General features: G+C 67.7%; 15 protein-coding genes. 10 read left to right on the forward strand and 5 right to left on the reverse strand.

From position 1 onward, the window contains the following. Positions 1–119 precede the first annotated feature (119 nt). Positions 120–1,052, forward strand: a complete 933-nt coding sequence (gene coaA, locus ACFXHE_RS05550; RefSeq protein WP_379380045.1) for a type I pantothenate kinase — start codon at positions 120–122, stop codon at positions 1,050–1,052. Positions 1,053–1,070: 18 nt separating this feature from the next. Here the strand turns inward: coaA and ACFXHE_RS05555 are convergent, their stop codons facing one another. Both ACFXHE_RS05555 and ACFXHE_RS05560 read right to left on the reverse strand, forming a co-directional pair. Further along, entirely contained in the window at positions 1,071–1,676 is a 606-nt protein-coding gene (locus ACFXHE_RS05555) for a hypothetical protein (RefSeq protein WP_379380047.1), read from the reverse strand. Between the two features lie 80 nt (positions 1,677–1,756). Continuing rightward, positions 1,757–2,536, reverse strand: a complete 780-nt coding sequence (locus ACFXHE_RS05560; RefSeq protein ID WP_354833426.1) for an isoprenyl transferase — start codon at positions 2,534–2,536, stop codon at positions 1,757–1,759. Positions 2,537–2,680: 144 nt separating this feature from the next. Between ACFXHE_RS05560 and ACFXHE_RS05565 the strand changes: the two genes are divergently transcribed. From ACFXHE_RS05565 to ACFXHE_RS05575, 3 genes are all read left to right on the forward strand, one after another. Next, complete coding sequence (locus tag ACFXHE_RS05565) at positions 2,681–3,388, forward strand: hemolysin III family protein (protein WP_379380049.1); 708 nt, start codon at positions 2,681–2,683, stop codon at positions 3,386–3,388. A gap of 58 nt (positions 3,389–3,446) precedes the next feature. Then, positions 3,447–5,021, forward strand: coding sequence for an adenylate/guanylate cyclase domain-containing protein (locus tag ACFXHE_RS05570; protein ID WP_379380051.1), 1,575 nt, complete (start codon positions 3,447–3,449; stop codon positions 5,019–5,021). Between the two features lie 225 nt (positions 5,022–5,246). Continuing rightward, positions 5,247–5,723 (forward strand): hypothetical protein, encoded by a 477-nt coding sequence (locus tag ACFXHE_RS05575; RefSeq protein WP_379380053.1) that lies wholly within the window; start codon positions 5,247–5,249, stop codon positions 5,721–5,723. A gap of 25 nt (positions 5,724–5,748) precedes the next feature. Here ACFXHE_RS05575 and ACFXHE_RS05580 read toward each other — a convergent pair whose 3' ends face one another. The 3 genes from ACFXHE_RS05580 to ACFXHE_RS05590 form a co-directional block, all read right to left on the reverse strand. Further along, positions 5,749–7,836: a thioredoxin domain-containing protein gene (locus ACFXHE_RS05580; RefSeq protein WP_379380055.1), complete on the reverse strand. Its 2,088-nt coding sequence runs from the start codon at positions 7,834–7,836 to the stop codon at positions 5,749–5,751. 124 nt (positions 7,837–7,960) lie between these two features. After that, a complete protein-coding gene (locus ACFXHE_RS05585) occupies positions 7,961–8,653 on the reverse strand; it encodes a hypothetical protein (protein WP_379380057.1) in 693 nt (230 codons plus the stop codon). Between the two features lie 358 nt (positions 8,654–9,011). Then, positions 9,012–9,617: a TetR/AcrR family transcriptional regulator gene (locus ACFXHE_RS05590; protein ID WP_379380059.1), complete on the reverse strand. Its 606-nt coding sequence runs from the start codon at positions 9,615–9,617 to the stop codon at positions 9,012–9,014. An 83-nt stretch (positions 9,618–9,700) separates the two neighbouring features. Between ACFXHE_RS05590 and ACFXHE_RS05595 the strand changes: the two genes are divergently transcribed. From ACFXHE_RS05595 to ACFXHE_RS05620, 6 genes are all read left to right on the forward strand, one after another. Beyond that, the gene (locus ACFXHE_RS05595) at positions 9,701–10,054 is read left to right on the forward strand and encodes a YidH family protein (RefSeq protein WP_379380061.1); all 354 of its coding nucleotides are present in this window, start codon (positions 9,701–9,703) and stop codon (positions 10,052–10,054) included. 2 nt (positions 10,055–10,056) lie between these two features. Beyond that, entirely contained in the window at positions 10,057–10,353 is a 297-nt protein-coding gene (locus tag ACFXHE_RS05600) for a DUF202 domain-containing protein (RefSeq protein WP_379380063.1), read from the forward strand. Between the two features lie 104 nt (positions 10,354–10,457). Continuing rightward, positions 10,458–11,801: an MFS transporter gene (locus ACFXHE_RS05605; protein WP_379380065.1), complete on the forward strand. Its 1,344-nt coding sequence runs from the start codon at positions 10,458–10,460 to the stop codon at positions 11,799–11,801. Next, entirely contained in the window at positions 11,798–13,243 is a 1,446-nt protein-coding gene (locus tag ACFXHE_RS05610) for a sulfatase-like hydrolase/transferase (RefSeq protein WP_379380067.1), read from the forward strand. The genes ACFXHE_RS05605 and ACFXHE_RS05610 overlap by 4 nt, the downstream gene beginning before the upstream one ends. Beyond that, the gene (locus ACFXHE_RS05615) at positions 13,240–14,172 is read left to right on the forward strand and encodes a formylglycine-generating enzyme family protein (RefSeq protein ID WP_379380069.1); all 933 of its coding nucleotides are present in this window, start codon (positions 13,240–13,242) and stop codon (positions 14,170–14,172) included. The genes ACFXHE_RS05610 and ACFXHE_RS05615 overlap by 4 nt, the downstream gene beginning before the upstream one ends. A 40-nt stretch (positions 14,173–14,212) precedes the next feature. Beyond that, positions 14,213–15,412 carry a M20 family metallopeptidase gene (locus ACFXHE_RS05620; protein WP_379380071.1) on the forward strand — a complete coding sequence of 400 codons (1,200 nt, stop codon included), beginning with the start codon at positions 14,213–14,215 and terminating at the stop codon, positions 15,410–15,412. The last annotated feature ends 45 nt before the right edge of the window (positions 15,413–15,457 follow it).

The following is a 15,457-nucleotide window of genomic DNA, read 5'->3' on the forward strand; positions in this document are numbered from 1 at the left end:
GGATCGCCGGGCACGGCGACGATGCGGCTTCCCGAGAGCTGTTGTTGTCGGCCGGCCCGAATGCGGGGACACGAGCCTCGAGTGCGGGGACGCGGGTCTCGACTGCGGGGACACGAATAATGGCGCGGATGAGCGAGCCCAGCCCCTACGTGGAATTCGACCGCAAGCAGTGGCGCACACTGCGCAAGTCGACTCCCCTGGTCCTCACCGAGGAAGAACTGATCGGCCTGCGCGGTCTGGGTGAGCAGATCGACCTCGAGGAGGTGGCCGAGGTCTACCTCCCCCTGGCCCGTCTCATCCACCTCCAGGTCGCGGCCCGGCAGCGCCTGTTCGCCGCCACCGCCACCTTCCTCGGCGAGACCCACCCGGACCGTCAGGTGCCGTTCGTCATCGGCGTGGCGGGCTCGGTGGCCGTCGGCAAGTCCACCACCGCGCGTGTGCTGCAGGCGCTGCTGGCGCGCTGGGATCACCATCCGCGGGTCGATCTGGTCACCACCGATGGATTCCTGTACCCGACAGCCGAACTCACTCGGCGCGGCATCATGCACCGCAAGGGCTTCCCGGAGTCCTACGACCGCCGCAAGCTGCTGCGCTTCGTCACCGAGGTGAAATCCGGTGCGCACGAGGTGTGCGCGCCCGTCTACTCGCACATCGCCTACGACATCGTGCCCGGCGAATACCACTGCGTGCGCCAGCCCGACATTCTCATCGTCGAGGGGCTGAACGTGCTGCAAACCGGGCCGCGGCTGATGGTGTCGGACCTGTTCGACTTCTCGGTCTATGTCGACGCCCGCATCGAGGACATCGAGAACTGGTACGTGCAGCGCTTCCTGTCGCTACGCAAGACCGCCTTCCAGGATCCGGATTCGCACTTCCACCACTACGCGAACTTCAACGACCAGGAAGCCACCAACCAGGCCAAGGAAATCTGGCACAACACCAATCGCCCGAATCTGGTGGAGAACATCCTGCCGACGCGCCCGCGCGCGACGCTGGTGCTGCGCAAGGACTCCGACCACTCCATCAACCGGCTGCGACTCCGGAAGCTCTAGAATCGCGGGCTCGACGGGTCAGAGCCGCCAGGCCGCGTCCAGCCGTGCGGCGACGTCGATATCGGTGGCCGCCTGGATGTGCGGTTTGCAGATCTCCGTGGCGATATAGCGCGCGACGAAGCGGCGGATCTCGTGGTCGACGCTGGCGAGAATGCGCAGCAATTCCCCGCGGCGGGTCGCGCTGGCGACATTGATGCGGACATTGCTGGGCTGCGGCTCGTCGATTTCGATGAGCACCCGCAGCGGCTCCGCGGTGCGGACGGTCAGGTGCAGGTGAATGGTGCCGTCCACCCGGAACGGATACCGATCCACCGCCAGGTCGATGAGCAGGTCGACCTTGAGCGGGATCACCAGGTCGAACGAAATCAGGTCGTCCACTTCGCGATTCAGCCGTGGCCGCCCGAGCCGCACCGTGGCCGAGAGTTTCGCGAGCTTGCCGGGGCCCGCCCCGATCGGCCCGAATTCGAACGCCTCCCCCGTGAGCCTCTCGAACGCCCCGGCTATCCGCTCGGTGGAGGCGGCGTATTCCAGGAATCGGCGGCCGAAGTCCTCGTAGCTGATGTACGGCACCGCCACGACCTGGCTCTCGGCCGGGCCACTCAGCCCTTCACGCAGCTCGCTCATACTCCCCGACGGTACGGCAGCGACCGTCCCGCGAACACGGAAGCCATTGCACTGCAATGGAACCGTTGATTCGCCGTGTTCTACACCCCGAAGCGGCGGTGCCGCGCCGCGTAATCGCGCAGGGCGCGCAGGAAATCCACGCGCCGGAATTCCGGCCAGTACGCCTCGGTGAACCAGATCTCCGAATACGCGCTCTGCCACAACAGGAATCCCGACAGCCGCTGCTCACCGGAGGTGCGGATGACGAGATCGGGGTCGGGCTGGCCGGAGGTGTAGAGGTGCTGGCCGATGGCGTCGACGGTGATGGACTGGACCAGATCCTCGCCGGTCTCGCCCGCGTCCATCTCCTGGCGGACCAGCGAGCGCACCGCGTCGGCGATCTCCTGGCGGCCGCCGTAACCGATGGCGACATTGACGTGCACGCCGGTGCGGCCCTCGGTGCTCTTGGCCGCTTCGCTCAGGCGCCGGGCGAACTCGGCGGGCAGTTGATCGAGCGCGCCCACGATGCGGACGCTCCAATTCTGTTCCGGCGCAGAGAGTTCGTCGACGACGTCGGTGATGACCTCGAAAAGGGTCTCGAGCTCGTCGGAGTCGCGGCGCAGATTCTCGGTGGAGAGCAGGTAGAGGGTCACCATCTCGATGCCCGCCTCGCCACACCAGCCCACGAGTTCGGCGATCTTCAGCGCACCGACTCGATGGCCATGGCTGATATCGCTGAACCCGTTCTCCCGCGCCCACCGCCGGTTGCCATCGCACATCACGGCGACGTGCCGGGGATGTTGTTTGCCAGCCAACTGCCTGGACAGCCGCGACTCGTATATGCGATATGGGAGTCCACGCACCTGACTCGCAATCTTCACGGCCGCAACCCTACGCCCCCGGAACGAATGGCGGAGCGACCGGGACAGACGAGCGAAACACCCGGGGCCCGTCGTGACGACAGCCACTATGAGGGGTAGCCCACCGCCAACCTACGCTACCGTAGGTTACCGAGGAGGAAACTAATGACCGAGGCAGTACAGCCGGTCGATCCGGCGGTGGGGATCATCGAAACCGTCCGCGAGGAGCTGGAACTCGTCAAGCCCCGCATGCGCGGATGGATTCACGCCTGGGCCGTGGGCGTCGCCGCCATCGCGGTGATCGTGCTGGTGTCGGTGGCGACCACCATGTCGGCGAAGGCCGCGTGGTCGACGCTGGTCTACGGGATCACGGTGTGCGGGGTTTTCGGGATCAGCGCGACCTATCACCGGGTGAACTGGAAGACCGCGCGGGCCCGCATGTGGATGAAGCGGGCCGACCATTCCATGATCTTCCTGTTCATCGCGGGCAGTTACACACCGTTCGCCCTGCTCGGGGTGCGTGGCAGCGCCGGGACCATCCTCCTGGCCATCGTCTGGGCGGGGGCGCTGGCGGGGGTAGCGCTGAAGATGCTGTGGCCCACCGCCCCTCGCTGGGTAGGGGTGCCGCTGTACCTGCTGCTGGGGTGGGCCATCGTGCCGGTGGCCGGGACGCTCATCGGGCATGTCGGCTGGACGCCGGTGATCTTGCTGCTCGCGGGCGGTGTCGCCTACAGCGTGGGCGGGATCCTGTACGCGTCGCGCTGGCCGGACCCGTGGCCGGAGGTCTTCGGGCATCACGAGTTCTTCCACGCGGCAACGGTGGTCGCGGCGCTGTGCCACTACGTTGCCATCTGGTTCGTGCTGTTGCGCTGATCCGAGCAATTACTCACAAACGTGCAATCCGAGGCGAACGTTCTCTAAAGTCTGCGACGTGACCAGCAGACTCATCCTGTGGGCGCTGCGGGCGCCGGGGGGTCTGTCTGCTGTCGTCATGGCGTGCAATCTCGGTGGTCTCGCGGTGATCACCACCGAACTTTTCCTGAGTGGTTTCCTGAGCCGGCTCGGACCGGACTGGATGGCCACCTTCATTCAGGTGTCGATCTATCCGGCCATCGGCGCGCTGGTCGGCATCATGCTCGCGGTGCGGGATCGGCACCACTACTTCAGCTGGCTGGACCAGCGCCGGCCACCGACCGAGGTCGAGGCGAAACGGCTGCTGCGGCTGCCGGTCGCGATCACCGGACGGGCCCTGGCCATCTGGCTGCCAGGTGTGTTCGTGGCCGCCTTCGTCTTCGCGCACGCCACCGAGGACCGCAGCTTCCCGGTGGTGTTGTCGATGTTCACCCTGGGCGGGCTGGAGTCGGCGGCGCTGACCTTCCTGATCGTGGACCGGCTGATCCGGCCGACCATTCCGGTGGTGGCCGAGGTGCTGGACGAGACCGCGCACTGGAGCAATACCGTGCTGGCCCGGGTGCTGGTCACCTTCGCGGTCGCGGGCGCGGTGCCGCTGTTCATGTTGATCACCGTGCTGGCCGACCCGTCCACCGATGCCCAGGACCGCATCCGGACCGGGATCTACATGGCCATCGTCGGCCTGTCCGCGGGCGCGGTGGCGACGGCGGCGCTGGCCCGGGCGGTAGCGACGCCCATGCACACGCTGCGCGACGCGCTGGACCGGATCGCCCGCGGCGATCTCGACGCCCGGGTGACGATCAACAGCACCAGCGAAATCGGGCGGCTCGAGCATTCGGTGAACGAGCTGGCCGCCAATCTCAGTGAGCGCGAGCGCATGCGGACCGTCTTCGGCCGGCACGTGGGCACCGAGGTGGCCGAGCGGGCGCTGTCGGGCAGCCCCAGCCTGACCGGTGACATGCGGGTGGCGACCGCGCTGTTCGTGGACGTGACCGGGTCGGTGGCCATGGCCACGGAGCTCGCCCCGCACGATTTCGTGGCCAAGTTGAATCGGCTGCTGTCCATCGTGGTGGCGGCCACCGAGGACAATCAGGGCCTGGTCAACAAGTTCGAAGGCGATGCGGCGCTGTGCATTTTCGGCGCGCCCATCGCGCTCGACGACAACGCCACCCCGGCGCTGCGGGCCGCCCGCCGCATGCGCGACGAGGTGGCCGCGCTGGGCGAGCTCGATGTGGGCATCGGCATCGCGCGCGGGCTGGTGTTCGCCGGCGATGTCGGCACCGACACCCGGCTGGAGTTCACCGTCATCGGCGACGCCGTCAACGAGGCGGCCCGCCTCACCACCGAGGCCAAACTGGTGCCGCGGCGCATTCTGGCCAGTCAGGCGGTCATAGACGCCGCCTGCGACGCCGAGCGCACGCAGTGGATCCTGCACGACACTCTCCACCTCCGCGGCCGCAGGGAACCCACTCCGGGTTGGACCGACGTGGTGTCCCCCGCAGCGCCCCACCGCAACGGCAGTGCCCCGCAGGCCGGCCCCCGACCGGCCGCACCCCCGTCTTCGGAGTCCGCCGGCCGGGCCGCGGATCGCTAATCATCAACCCGCGCAAGGGTCGGCCCTGCACCTGGCGGGACCTGGCAATTCTCCGGTGAGAAACATGAACCGAACACCTCCGGGACTGTATGACCGCCCGCTCCGGGCGGCAACGGATTAAGCGCCGGGCTCGGCCCGCCGAATCGCGGTGTCGTACCTGAGGACTGGGCGCATGTCGTACTCGCGGGGGATTCGGTGCGGACCGGGACGCCGGACATTAGCGCTATGAATGAAATCGGCGCGTTCGAGCGGACTTCGGCGGCGGTGTGGGCGCGGCCGCAGCGGGCGGTACTGGCTTATCGAGCGATCGTGGTCGCGCTGATCGCGGGCGTGGGCGAGACGTTGGGACGCGTCGCGCTCGCCCTCGATGAGCCCGGGGTCCACGTGGCCGGCATCGCACTCGGGCTGCTGATCCGGGCGGCGATCTATCTGACGGTCTTCGCGCTGGCGGCCCGCATGCTGGCCGGAAACCTGTGGGCGCGAGGGATTCTCGTGGTGGGGTTGGGCACGCTCGGCCTGGCCTCGCTGGCGGTCGAGCCGCTGCGGGCAGTGCTGACGGCCGAGCACCTCGGCGACCTCTTCACGCACTGGACCCCGAATGCGGTGATACTCGGGCTGTTTCGCGCCGCTCACATCATCGCGGTGCTGATCGCGGTGCCCGCCGCGGTCATGGCCGGGCACCGCGTCGACAGCGCGACCTGAACGCCCGCCGTGCCGGCAGCGGCGATCAAGCGGCGGGCGGGGGCAGCAGGCCGGCGCGCACATCCTCGACCGTGGTGACCGGGAGGTCACAGACCGAACCGCGGCAGATGTAGGCGGCGGAGGTGTCGCGCACCGGGGGCCGGTCGGCCAGCAGCGGCTGGGAGCCGACGGGGCCGGACACGATCACCGATCCGCCCGGTGCGGCAGCACGGGCGGCCGCCACCAGCGTTGCGGCCCAGCCGGATTCGCCGCCGGGGCCGTCTACCACGGCCACCTGGATCGGTCCGCGCAGGGCGGCCTCGGCGACGGCGAGCCAGTGGCCGGCCGAGCGGGGCGCGCGGGCCAGCAGCACCGCGCCCCGGGTCAAGGTGTGATCGGCCAGTTGCCGGTAGCGGTCGCCCCGCTGCGGGTCGGTGAGAGCGGCCGCGGTGAGCAGTGCCTCCGCGAGAACCGAAGTGCCGGAAGGGGTCGCGCCGTCCAGCGGGTCGCGTGGCCGGGTGAGCAGGGTCTCGGCGTCGTCGGCGGTGTCGAACCAGCTGCCGGAGGTTTCCGGATCGGCGAAGTGGGTGATGGCGGCGTCCAGCAGATCCTGCGCCGCGTCCAGCCAGTCACCCTCGGCGGTCTGATGCAGCGCGAGCAACCCCAGCGCCAGCCACGCGTAATCCTCCAGCACGCCCGCGGCCGCGCCGGGCACACCACCCAGCGAGGCGCGGCAGACGCGGCCGCCGGTCACATGGGTGTCGAGCAGGAAGCGGGCGCACCGGACGGCGGCCGCGATCCACTCCGGATGTCCGTGTGCCGCACCGGCTTCCGCGAGCGCGACGATGGCCATGCCGTTCCAGGCGGTGACCACCTTGTCGTCCCGCTCCGGCTGCGGGCGGCGCGCACGGGCGGCGGACAGCTTCGTCCGGATCGCCTCGAACCGCTCGTAATCGGCCGGTTTCGGATCGGCGTACCGGGTCAGCACCGAGGTGCCGTGCTCGAAGGTGCCCGCCGTGGTGACATTGAAAACCTCTGCCGCCCAGGCGCCGTCGAGCGCGCCGAGCACACCGTTGAGTTCGGCGGGCGTCCACACGTACGTGGCTCCCTCCACGCCCGGCCCGCCCGGTTCCAGGTGGGTGTCCGCGTCCAGCGCCGAGGCGAAGGCCCCCTGCTCGGTACCGAGATCCGTCAGCAGGAATTGCACGGTCTCGCGAGTCACCCGCAGCGCCAGCGGTTCCCACGCATCGGTCGCACGCTCATCGGCCGACTCGTCATACCCCCGCCGCGCCAGATGCGCGTACACGCGCAGCAGCTGGGCATTGTCGTAGAGCATCTTCTCGAAGTGCGGCACCACCCACGCGGCATCCACCGAGTACCGCGCGAACCCGCCCCGCAGCTGGTCGTAGATGCCGCCGCGCGCCATCGACTCGCAGGTGAACGAAACAGCCTGCAACACGGTCGGATTGCCGGTCAGCTCGTAATGCCGGAGCAGTCCCTCCAGCAAGGCCGACGGCGGAAACTTGGGCGCGCCCCCGAACCCACCATGCTGCCCGTCCACATCCTTCAGCGCCGCACCGACCGCATGCTCGAGCAACTCCGGCCCGACCCCGATCTCCGCATCCGGCAACCCCGCGGTCTGTTGCCGCAGCGCGTCGGACACCTGCGCCGCCGCCGTGTTCACCTCGTCGCGCCGGTTCCGCCACGTCTCGCTCACCGCCGTCAGCACCTGCGTGAACGACGGCATCCCGTGCCGCGGCGTCTTCGGGTAATACGTCCCGCAATAGAACGGCTCCCCCTCCGGCGTCAGGAAGCAGGTCATCGGCCACCCGCCCTGCCCCGTCATGGCCACGGTGGCATTCATGTACACCGCGTCCAGATCGGGCCGCTCCTCTCGATCCACCTTGATACACACGAAGTTCTCGTTCATGACCGCCGCCGTGGCCTCGTCCTCGAACGACTCGTGCGCCATCACGTGGCACCAATGGCACGACGCGTACCCGATCGACAGCAGAATCGGCACATCCCGCTCAGCCGCCTCGGCCAGCGCCTCCGCATCCCACTCCCGCCAGTGCACCGGATTCCCAGCATGCTGACGCAAGTAAGGCGATGTCGCGCTGCCCAATCGGTTCATATCCCCACCCTTCCACACCCGGCGCTCACGCAACACGATCCAAACGCAACCCTGCGCGTGCCTACGACACCACCGTCGAGCAGCTGCAGGCCGGGCGTTCGAGTGTGGATGGCGTCGGGTCAGATCATTTGCGCGGGGATGGGGCGTTGATGGTGGTGAAGTACTGTGCGGCGGCCATGACCGCGATCGGAGCGGAGACCAGCAGTGTGCCGGCGATGGTGCCCAGTGGTCCGAGGGCCAGGATGCCACCGATGCAGCCGATGGCAGCAGCCGGGATGAATGCGCCGAACAGTCCGATGATGGCCGCCGAAGCTACTGTGGCACCGGCGATTCCGCCCAGGATGCAGCCCACCGCGGCACCGCCGATGGTGCCGACGGCCGCTCCGAGAGTGCCGCCCATCTGCATGGTCGTGGTCATGCGGTTCCAGGCTGCTTGTTCGCGTTCGTAGTCGGTCTTCCACGGCGCTTGCGACTCGAAGGGTAGAGCAACAGGTTTGTAGGTCGCGTGCGCGATATCGAATCTCGGTGTGAGGGTTGCGGTTCGGCCGTTGATGGCCGCTTCGATGGGGAACAGGAAGTCATCGACGCGGAAGGCCAACTCCGCGCCGGCCAGGGTTCGCCCGGACGCGGATTTGATCTCGAAAACGCCATCCTCGGCAACCAGCGATCCACTGTCGGTGGTAATTGTCGTGGCATTTGCGGTCGGGACAGCCGTGTACCCGACAGTCGGGTGGTCGGCTTCCGGCTCGGCGGCGGCGACCGCGGCAGTCAGTGTCGTAGCGGCGACCAGAGCACAGGCGGCGATGGTTGTCCTCATTGCGATTCCTTCGTATCAAGCTGTCCCGAGGCCGCGACGCGCGTTGTGCCTCGAGAGTGAAAGTGCCGGCGCGGTGAACTTGTGGTGTCGACGGGCATGCACCAGCACAGCTGGCCGGTAGCAGCGCGACGCGCCTTCGAGTGGGTCGACGATGTCGCATATCGCGGGACCGTCGAGTCGTGGGCGAGGCCGAGCGATGCGGTGGCATCCACTCCGGCTCACGCAGTGACGACACTAACACCATAAACGATCTGTGAGTCCAATAACAGACAAAATGTCTAGTATTGGGCAGCCGACAGACAGAAAGAGCGTGCGACGGTACCGTCGCACGCTCGAAGGAGACGCAGAATGGCGCAGCTCAGGCCGGAGGTTCTCCGTCGAAGCCGGTCGCCCAATACCTGCCGCGGAGCGACAGGGTGCGGAGCATGTCGGTGATCTGCTCGGGCGGCATCGGCGGCGGATCGGACTCGAGCCACCACTGCAGCACGGCGACCTGCTCGCCGACCCAGGCCCGGGCCAGCACCTCGACGTCGATATTCGGGGTGGTGCCATGGGCGGCGGCGCGCGCGGCGAATACCTGCGCGGCGGCCGCAGTGCGGTCATCGATGAAGCGGCGCAACGCCCTTCCGTCGCCCTCGCCGCGCAATATCACCCGGTAGGTGTCGCGCTCCTCGGCGGCGTGGCGAAACAGCTCGAGCACCGGCTTGCCGGTGAACCCCACCGACGACGCTGTCGCCAAGGGCTGCAATCGCTGCTGCAGATCCTCGATCAGATCCGAGACAACCCGGTTGAGCAGGTCGTCTTTGTCGGTGTAGTGGGTGTAGAACGTCGCGCGCCCGAGATCCGCGCGCCCGGTGATGTCTTCCACCGTCACATTCGCATAGCCACGCTCGAGAACGAGCGACACCATCGCATCACGCAGGGCTCTTCGACTGCGCCGCACACGGCGGTCTTCGACTGGCACCGGCTCAGCATAGTCAACATTGACACCTCGAACAAAGATGGACATTATGTCTATTATTGGTCAGCGTGTCGCATGGAGGCTTGATGGTTCAGGACAGTTGCGTGGACGCCGCGAGCGTGGATCACGAACCGGACTACCGGTTCACGCTGGCCAACGAGCGCACGTTCCTCGCGTGGGTGCGGACAGCTCTCGGCCTCTTGGCCGGCGGTATGGCAGTCAGCCAGTTCTATGCGGCAACACCGCTGTGGCACAAAGCAATCGGCGCACTATGCGTGGTGCTGGCCGGCATCATCGCAGCCGGCGCGTTCCGGCAGTGGCAGCGTGTTCAGTCGGCCATGCGATGCGGTCGGCCCCTGCCACGACCAGCGCTGGTTCCGGTGACCGTCGCGGGAGTCGGCGCGGCATCGCTGCTGGCGATAGCGGTCGTGGCGTCGTGAATGTGCCGGGGCTCCAGCCCGAACGAACCGTCCTGTCGTGGCAGCGGACCCTGCTGACCGCGACGGCGACCCTCGCGGTCAGCGCACGATCCGCTGTCGGTCATCACTCGGCGGCACACACCGCGGCGGCGCTCGCGGTGACCGCCGTCCTCGCGGTGACGATGGCCGGCACGGGGCTGCGCCACCGGCGTTGCCGCCACCGTCCGGCCGACCCGCGTCCCCTGCCCCACTCGATTGTGGCCTGCCTCTGCGCCGGAATCGGCGTGGCCGCCGGTTGCGTACTGCTGACCCTCACGTGAAAACCGCATCGACCCACTGCCCGGCCCCGGAGTTGCGCGGTGAACAGCACCGAAACACCGTACTGCCGCGCGTCACCTCGTGACCGTCGCTCGATTAGGACCCCATGATCACCGATACCGCGCACTTCGCCGCACCCGACGCTCGCCGCATACGCGGTAAGAATCTCTCGCTGCTGACCGCGTCACACGCGATGGACAATGCCGAATCCAGCGTGACGACAGTGCTGTTCCCCCTCATGCGCGACGCGCTGGGGCTGTCCGCCACGGCGTTGGGCACGATCGTGGCCGTCGGCAAGATCGTCGGCGCGGTGGCGGGCATTCCGTGGGTGTTCCTGGCTCGTCGCTATCCGCGCACGCGGGTGCTGGCGGTGTGCGCGGGCTTCTGGGGCGTATGGGCAATGGCCGCCGGACTCTCGACCGGCTTCGGGCAGTTCGTAATTCTGTACGGCATCGCGGCGGCAGGGTTCGCTGGAGCGGGGCCGATCGCGCTGGGCATGGTCGGCGATATCTATGACGACAACCACCGCGGCCGGGCGACCGGACTGTTCTATGCCGGTGTCGCTCTGACCACGGGTGTCGCCGCGCCACTGTTCGGACGACTATCCGGATTCGCGGACGGCTGGCGCTATGGCTTCTTCATTTCCGGCGGCCTGTGTGTGCTCGTCGGTGTACTGATCCTCGCGTTTCTCGACGATCCCGTGCGAGAGCGGCACAGCGCGCCGGCGCCCGACCACCGGGCGCGCACCATCTACGACGGTCTCCGGGAGTTGTTCGCCGTACGGACTTTTCGCTACATCCTGGTGCAGCGACTGCTGTCGGGGCAGAACGTGATCATGAGCTTCGGCGTCGTCTTCCTGGTGCAGGACCGCGGCTTCACCACGGCGACCGCCTCCGTCATCGCGCTGCCGTTCGCGATCGGATACGTTCTCGGAACCCTGGCCGGTGGGCGGATGATCGACCGTGTTCACCAGGCGTATCCGCGCGGGGGCCGCATCGCGATGCTCCAGGCCAGCCAACTCGCGTTCGCCGGGATCGCTTTCCTCGGAACGCAATTGGCCTGGCATTCGATCGGCGTCTACGTGGCGATCTTCGCCGTGGTGGGTCTGCTGCAGGGGCAGGTGCCGGTGGTGAACCGCCCGCTGATCATGGCCGTGGTCTCGCCGCAGTTGCGGCCCTTGGCCTTTGCCGTCTCCGTGTCGATGGCCGACGCCATCGCGTACGGGGCGTACGCCCTGCTGACCGGGATGCTCGGCGACGCGATCGGACTGCAGGGCGCGCTGCTCGTGGTCACCGTGCTGTTGACCGCGGTCAATGGGGTGGCATCGGCCCTGCTGTATCGGCCCTATGCCCGCGACAGCGCGGCGATCACCACGCGCCTGCCGTCCGGACAGGCGACGCCGAACCCCATTTCTCAACCATCACCCGATTTCGGAGGTACCCAATCATGAGCAGTGAGCGACGCAACGTCCTGGTGCTGATGTCGGATCAGCACAGCCCCAAAATTCTCGGCTGCGGCGGTGATCCACTCGTCAGCACACCGAACTTCGACGCACTGGCGGCGGCCGGCACCCGCTTCGACAATGCCTACTGCGCCAGTCCCATCTGTGTCCCGTCGCGGGCGGCGTTCGCCACCGGGCGCTGGGCGCATCAGACCGGCTATTGGGACAACGCGATTGCCTATGACGGCGCGGTCGACGGCTGGGCGCACCGGTTGCAGCAGGCGGGCCGCCGGGTGGAATCGATCGGCAAGCTGCACTATCGCAATGCCGTGGACCCGACCGGATTCGACAGCCAGACCCTGCCCATGCACATCAAGGACGGCATCGGACAGGTCTGGGGTTCGGTACGCGATCCGCTGCCGCGACGGACCCAGGCACCGCTGATGGTGAGCATTTCCGGCGGCGCGGACAGCGACTACACCCGCTATGACGCCTCCGTCACCGACGAGGCGTGCCGCTGGCTCACGGCGCCCGGCGCCCGGGCCGAACCCTGGGTACTGTACGTGGGTTTGGTCGCCCCGCACTTCCCCTATCTCGCGCCGCAGCGGTTCTTCGACCTCTACGATCCCGACAGCATGCCGGAGGCCACCATGCGCCCGGCTCAAGGTCACCCGCGCCATCCCTGGGTGCAGACCTACGCCGACACCCTGCCCGGCCTCGATGACGCCAACACCGATGAGGAGCGGCGGCGCGCTACCGCTGCCTACTACGGGCTGGTCACGTATCTCGACGACAATATCGGCCGGATCATGGAGGCGCTTCATGCCAGCGGCTTGGACGAAAACACCACCGTCATCTACACATCCGACCATGGTGATCTGGTCGGCAGCCGCGGACTGTGGGGAAAGTCGTTGCTGTACACCGAATCCGCCGGCATCCCGATGATCGTCTCCGGCCCCGATATCCCGGCGGGCAAGGTGTGCCATACGCCGGTGACGCTGGTCGATTGCTACCAAACCATTCTCGACGGTGCGGGCCTGCCCTACGAGGACGACGATCGGCCCGGTCGCTCACTGCTCGAGCTCGCGCGCTCCGACGACGAGCCCGAACGGGTGGCGTTCTGCGAGTACCACGCCATGGGAGCACCGACGGCGGCGTTCATGGTCCGCAAGGGCGACCACGTCCTGCACCATTACGTCGACTACGCCCCGGAGCTGTTCGATCTGGCCGCGGACCCGGATCAGACCCGGGACGTGGCCGATGATCCGGCCTATGCCGCGGTGCTCGCGGACCTCGAGGCCGAACTGCATCGGATCCTCGATCCCGAAACGGTCGATCGCACCGCCAAAGCCGATCAGGCGGCGCTGGTCGATCGATTCGGCGGTCCGGAGATCGCGGCCACCATCGGCACGATCGGCGAAACTCCCGCTCCCGCAACGGCGGATCGATGACCGGGCACTGCTGCGCACCCGCCGCGACCGCGGCCGGCTCCGGCCGCGCCGATGCCGCCCAGCCCTCCGCGGCGAAACCCCGTCCGGGCCAACGCCTCATCGATCTCCCCACCGCGACCTTCGCCATGGGAGCCGACGACCCGGACGGTATCCCCGGCGACGGTGAGGGTCCGGTCCGCGAGACCGTGCTGCGGCCCTACCGCATCGCCGCCACCACGGTGACGAATGCCAAATTCGCGGGCTTCGTCAAGGACACCGGCTATCGCACCGATGCCGAGAAGATAGGTAGCGCTTTCGTATTCCACCTGCTGGTCCCCGACACCGAACGGCGGCGTTACCGCGCTCCCGAGTCCACACCGTGGTGGCTCGAGGTGCCCGGGGCATGCTGGCGGGCGCCGGACGGTCCCGGATCCGGCATCGGTGATCGCGGGAACCATCCCGTCGTCCAGGTGTCGTGGCACGACGCGCAGGCGTACTGCGCCTGGGCCGGTGTCCGGCTGCCGACCGAAGCAGAATGGGAGAACGCGGCACGCGGAGGTGCTGTGCAACAGCGCTTTCCGTGGGGATCGGAACTCGCGCCCGGCGGCCGCCCCCATGCCAATGTGTGGCAGGGACGCTTCCCCACCCACCCCACCGGAGCTGTGGGCACCAGGACCGTCACTGCGTACCGGCCCAATACGTTCGGGCTCTACAACGTGGTCGGCAATGTCTGGGAATGGTGTGCCGACTGGTTCGGCACCGATCACCCGGATGGGCCGGCGCACAACCCGACGGGACCGCTCACCGGCTCCCACCGGGTCATCAGGGGCGGTTCCTACCTGTGCCACGACTCGTATTGCAATCGCTACCGACTCGGCGCACGCAGTCGCAACACCCCCGACACGGCCTCCGGCAACACCGGGTTCCGGGTCGCCGCCGACATGTTCTGAACACCACCTCGAAATAGCCTCCAGCCTCGACAGGAGATTCATGACGAGCCTCGCCGATCGCGCTCAGCGGATCCAACCGGATCTCGTACGGCTACGACGCGCCCTGCACCGCGAACCCGAACTCGGGCTGCACGTTCCGCGTACACAGGCCAAAGTTCTTGCCGCCCTTGCTGATCTGCCACTCGAGATCACCACAGGTAAGGGCTGCACCTCGGTCACCGCCGTGCTGCGGGGCGCGCATCCCGGACCGACTGTCCTGCTGCGCGGCGATATGGATGCGCTTCCGATCCAGGAGAACAACGACCTGGACTACGCCTCGCAGGTCCCGGGTCGAATGCACGCCTGCGGACACGATATGCACACCGCCGGTTTGGTCGGCGCCGCCAGGTTGCTCACCGAACTCCGGGACGACCTGCACGGGCAAGTCGTGTTCATGTTCCAGCCCGGAGAAGAAGGCGACCGCGGCGCCGGGGTCATGCTCGACGAGAGCATTCTCACCGCGGCCGGTCACCCCGTCGATTTCGCATTCGCGTTGCACGTCATCGCCAACCGGATCCCGCACGGCATCATTGCCACGAAACCCGGCCCCGCGGGCGCCGCTTCGGACCGGCTCGCCATCACGGTCAAGGGCCGAGGAGGCCACGGCGCCTACCCGCACACCGCCCTCGATCCGGTGCCGGTGCTGTGCGAAATCGTGCTGGCCATGCAGGGATTCATCACCCGTCGCTTCGACGTCTTCGATCCGGTGGTGCTCACCGTCGGCCATCTCGCCGCTGGAACGAAGGCGAATGTCATCCCTTCGACCGCGGTGCTGGAAGCTACCGTCCGCAGCTATTCCGAGACCAATCACTCCAGGCTGCAGCACGAATTGCCAGCGCTGGCAACGGGGATCGCCGCCGCGCACGGCATCGAAGCCCAGTGCGACTATCGCGTCGGCTATCCGGTACTCGTCAACGATGACACCGAGACCGCCTACGCGCTCGATGCCGCGCGTGCGTTGTTCGGAGCCGGTCAGGTATTCCAATCACCCACTCCAGCGACAGGATCCGAGGATTTCGCGCTCGTGCTCCAACAGGTACCGGGCGCCATGATGTACATCGGCGCCAGCCCCGCCGGCACCGACCTCGCCACGGCCCCGACGAACCACTCTCCCCAGGCGATCTTCGATGACGCAGTTCTCTGGCGCCAAGCGGCTCTGCTCACCGAACTGGCCCTCGGCAAACTGGGCAGGCCGGACTGAACCTGCTGCGGGGCCACAGATCCCGCTCGCGCCAATCGGCGGGAT

Origin of the sequence: Nocardia sp. NPDC059229, from assembly GCF_042754165.1 — a bacterium.
GTDB lineage: Bacteria > Actinomycetota > Actinomycetes > Mycobacteriales > Mycobacteriaceae > Nocardia.

Excerpts from the sequence above, each read along its gene's own strand:
- coaA (WP_379380045.1), top strand. The coding sequence starts at position 120 with ATGGCGCGGATGAGCGAGCCCAGCCCCTACGTGGAATTCGACCGCAAG.
- ACFXHE_RS05555 (WP_379380047.1), bottom strand. The coding sequence starts at position 1,676 with ATGAGCGAGCTGCGTGAAGGGCTGAGTGGCCCGGCCGAGAGCCAGGTC.
- ACFXHE_RS05565 (WP_379380049.1), top strand. The coding sequence starts at position 2,681 with ATGACCGAGGCAGTACAGCCGGTCGATCCGGCGGTGGGGATCATCGAA.
- ACFXHE_RS05575 (WP_379380053.1), top strand. The coding sequence starts at position 5,247 with ATGAATGAAATCGGCGCGTTCGAGCGGACTTCGGCGGCGGTGTGGGCG.
- ACFXHE_RS05580 (WP_379380055.1), bottom strand. The coding sequence starts at position 7,836 with ATGAACCGATTGGGCAGCGCGACATCGCCTTACTTGCGTCAGCATGCT.
- ACFXHE_RS05585 (WP_379380057.1), bottom strand. The coding sequence starts at position 8,653 with ATGAGGACAACCATCGCCGCCTGTGCTCTGGTCGCCGCTACGACACTG.
- ACFXHE_RS05595 (WP_379380061.1), top strand. The coding sequence starts at position 9,701 with ATGGTTCAGGACAGTTGCGTGGACGCCGCGAGCGTGGATCACGAACCG.
- ACFXHE_RS05605 (WP_379380065.1), top strand. The coding sequence starts at position 10,458 with ATGATCACCGATACCGCGCACTTCGCCGCACCCGACGCTCGCCGCATA.
- ACFXHE_RS05610 (WP_379380067.1), top strand. The coding sequence starts at position 11,798 with ATGAGCAGTGAGCGACGCAACGTCCTGGTGCTGATGTCGGATCAGCAC.
- ACFXHE_RS05615 (WP_379380069.1), top strand. The coding sequence starts at position 13,240 with ATGACCGGGCACTGCTGCGCACCCGCCGCGACCGCGGCCGGCTCCGGC.
- ACFXHE_RS05620 (WP_379380071.1), top strand. The coding sequence starts at position 14,213 with ATGACGAGCCTCGCCGATCGCGCTCAGCGGATCCAACCGGATCTCGTA.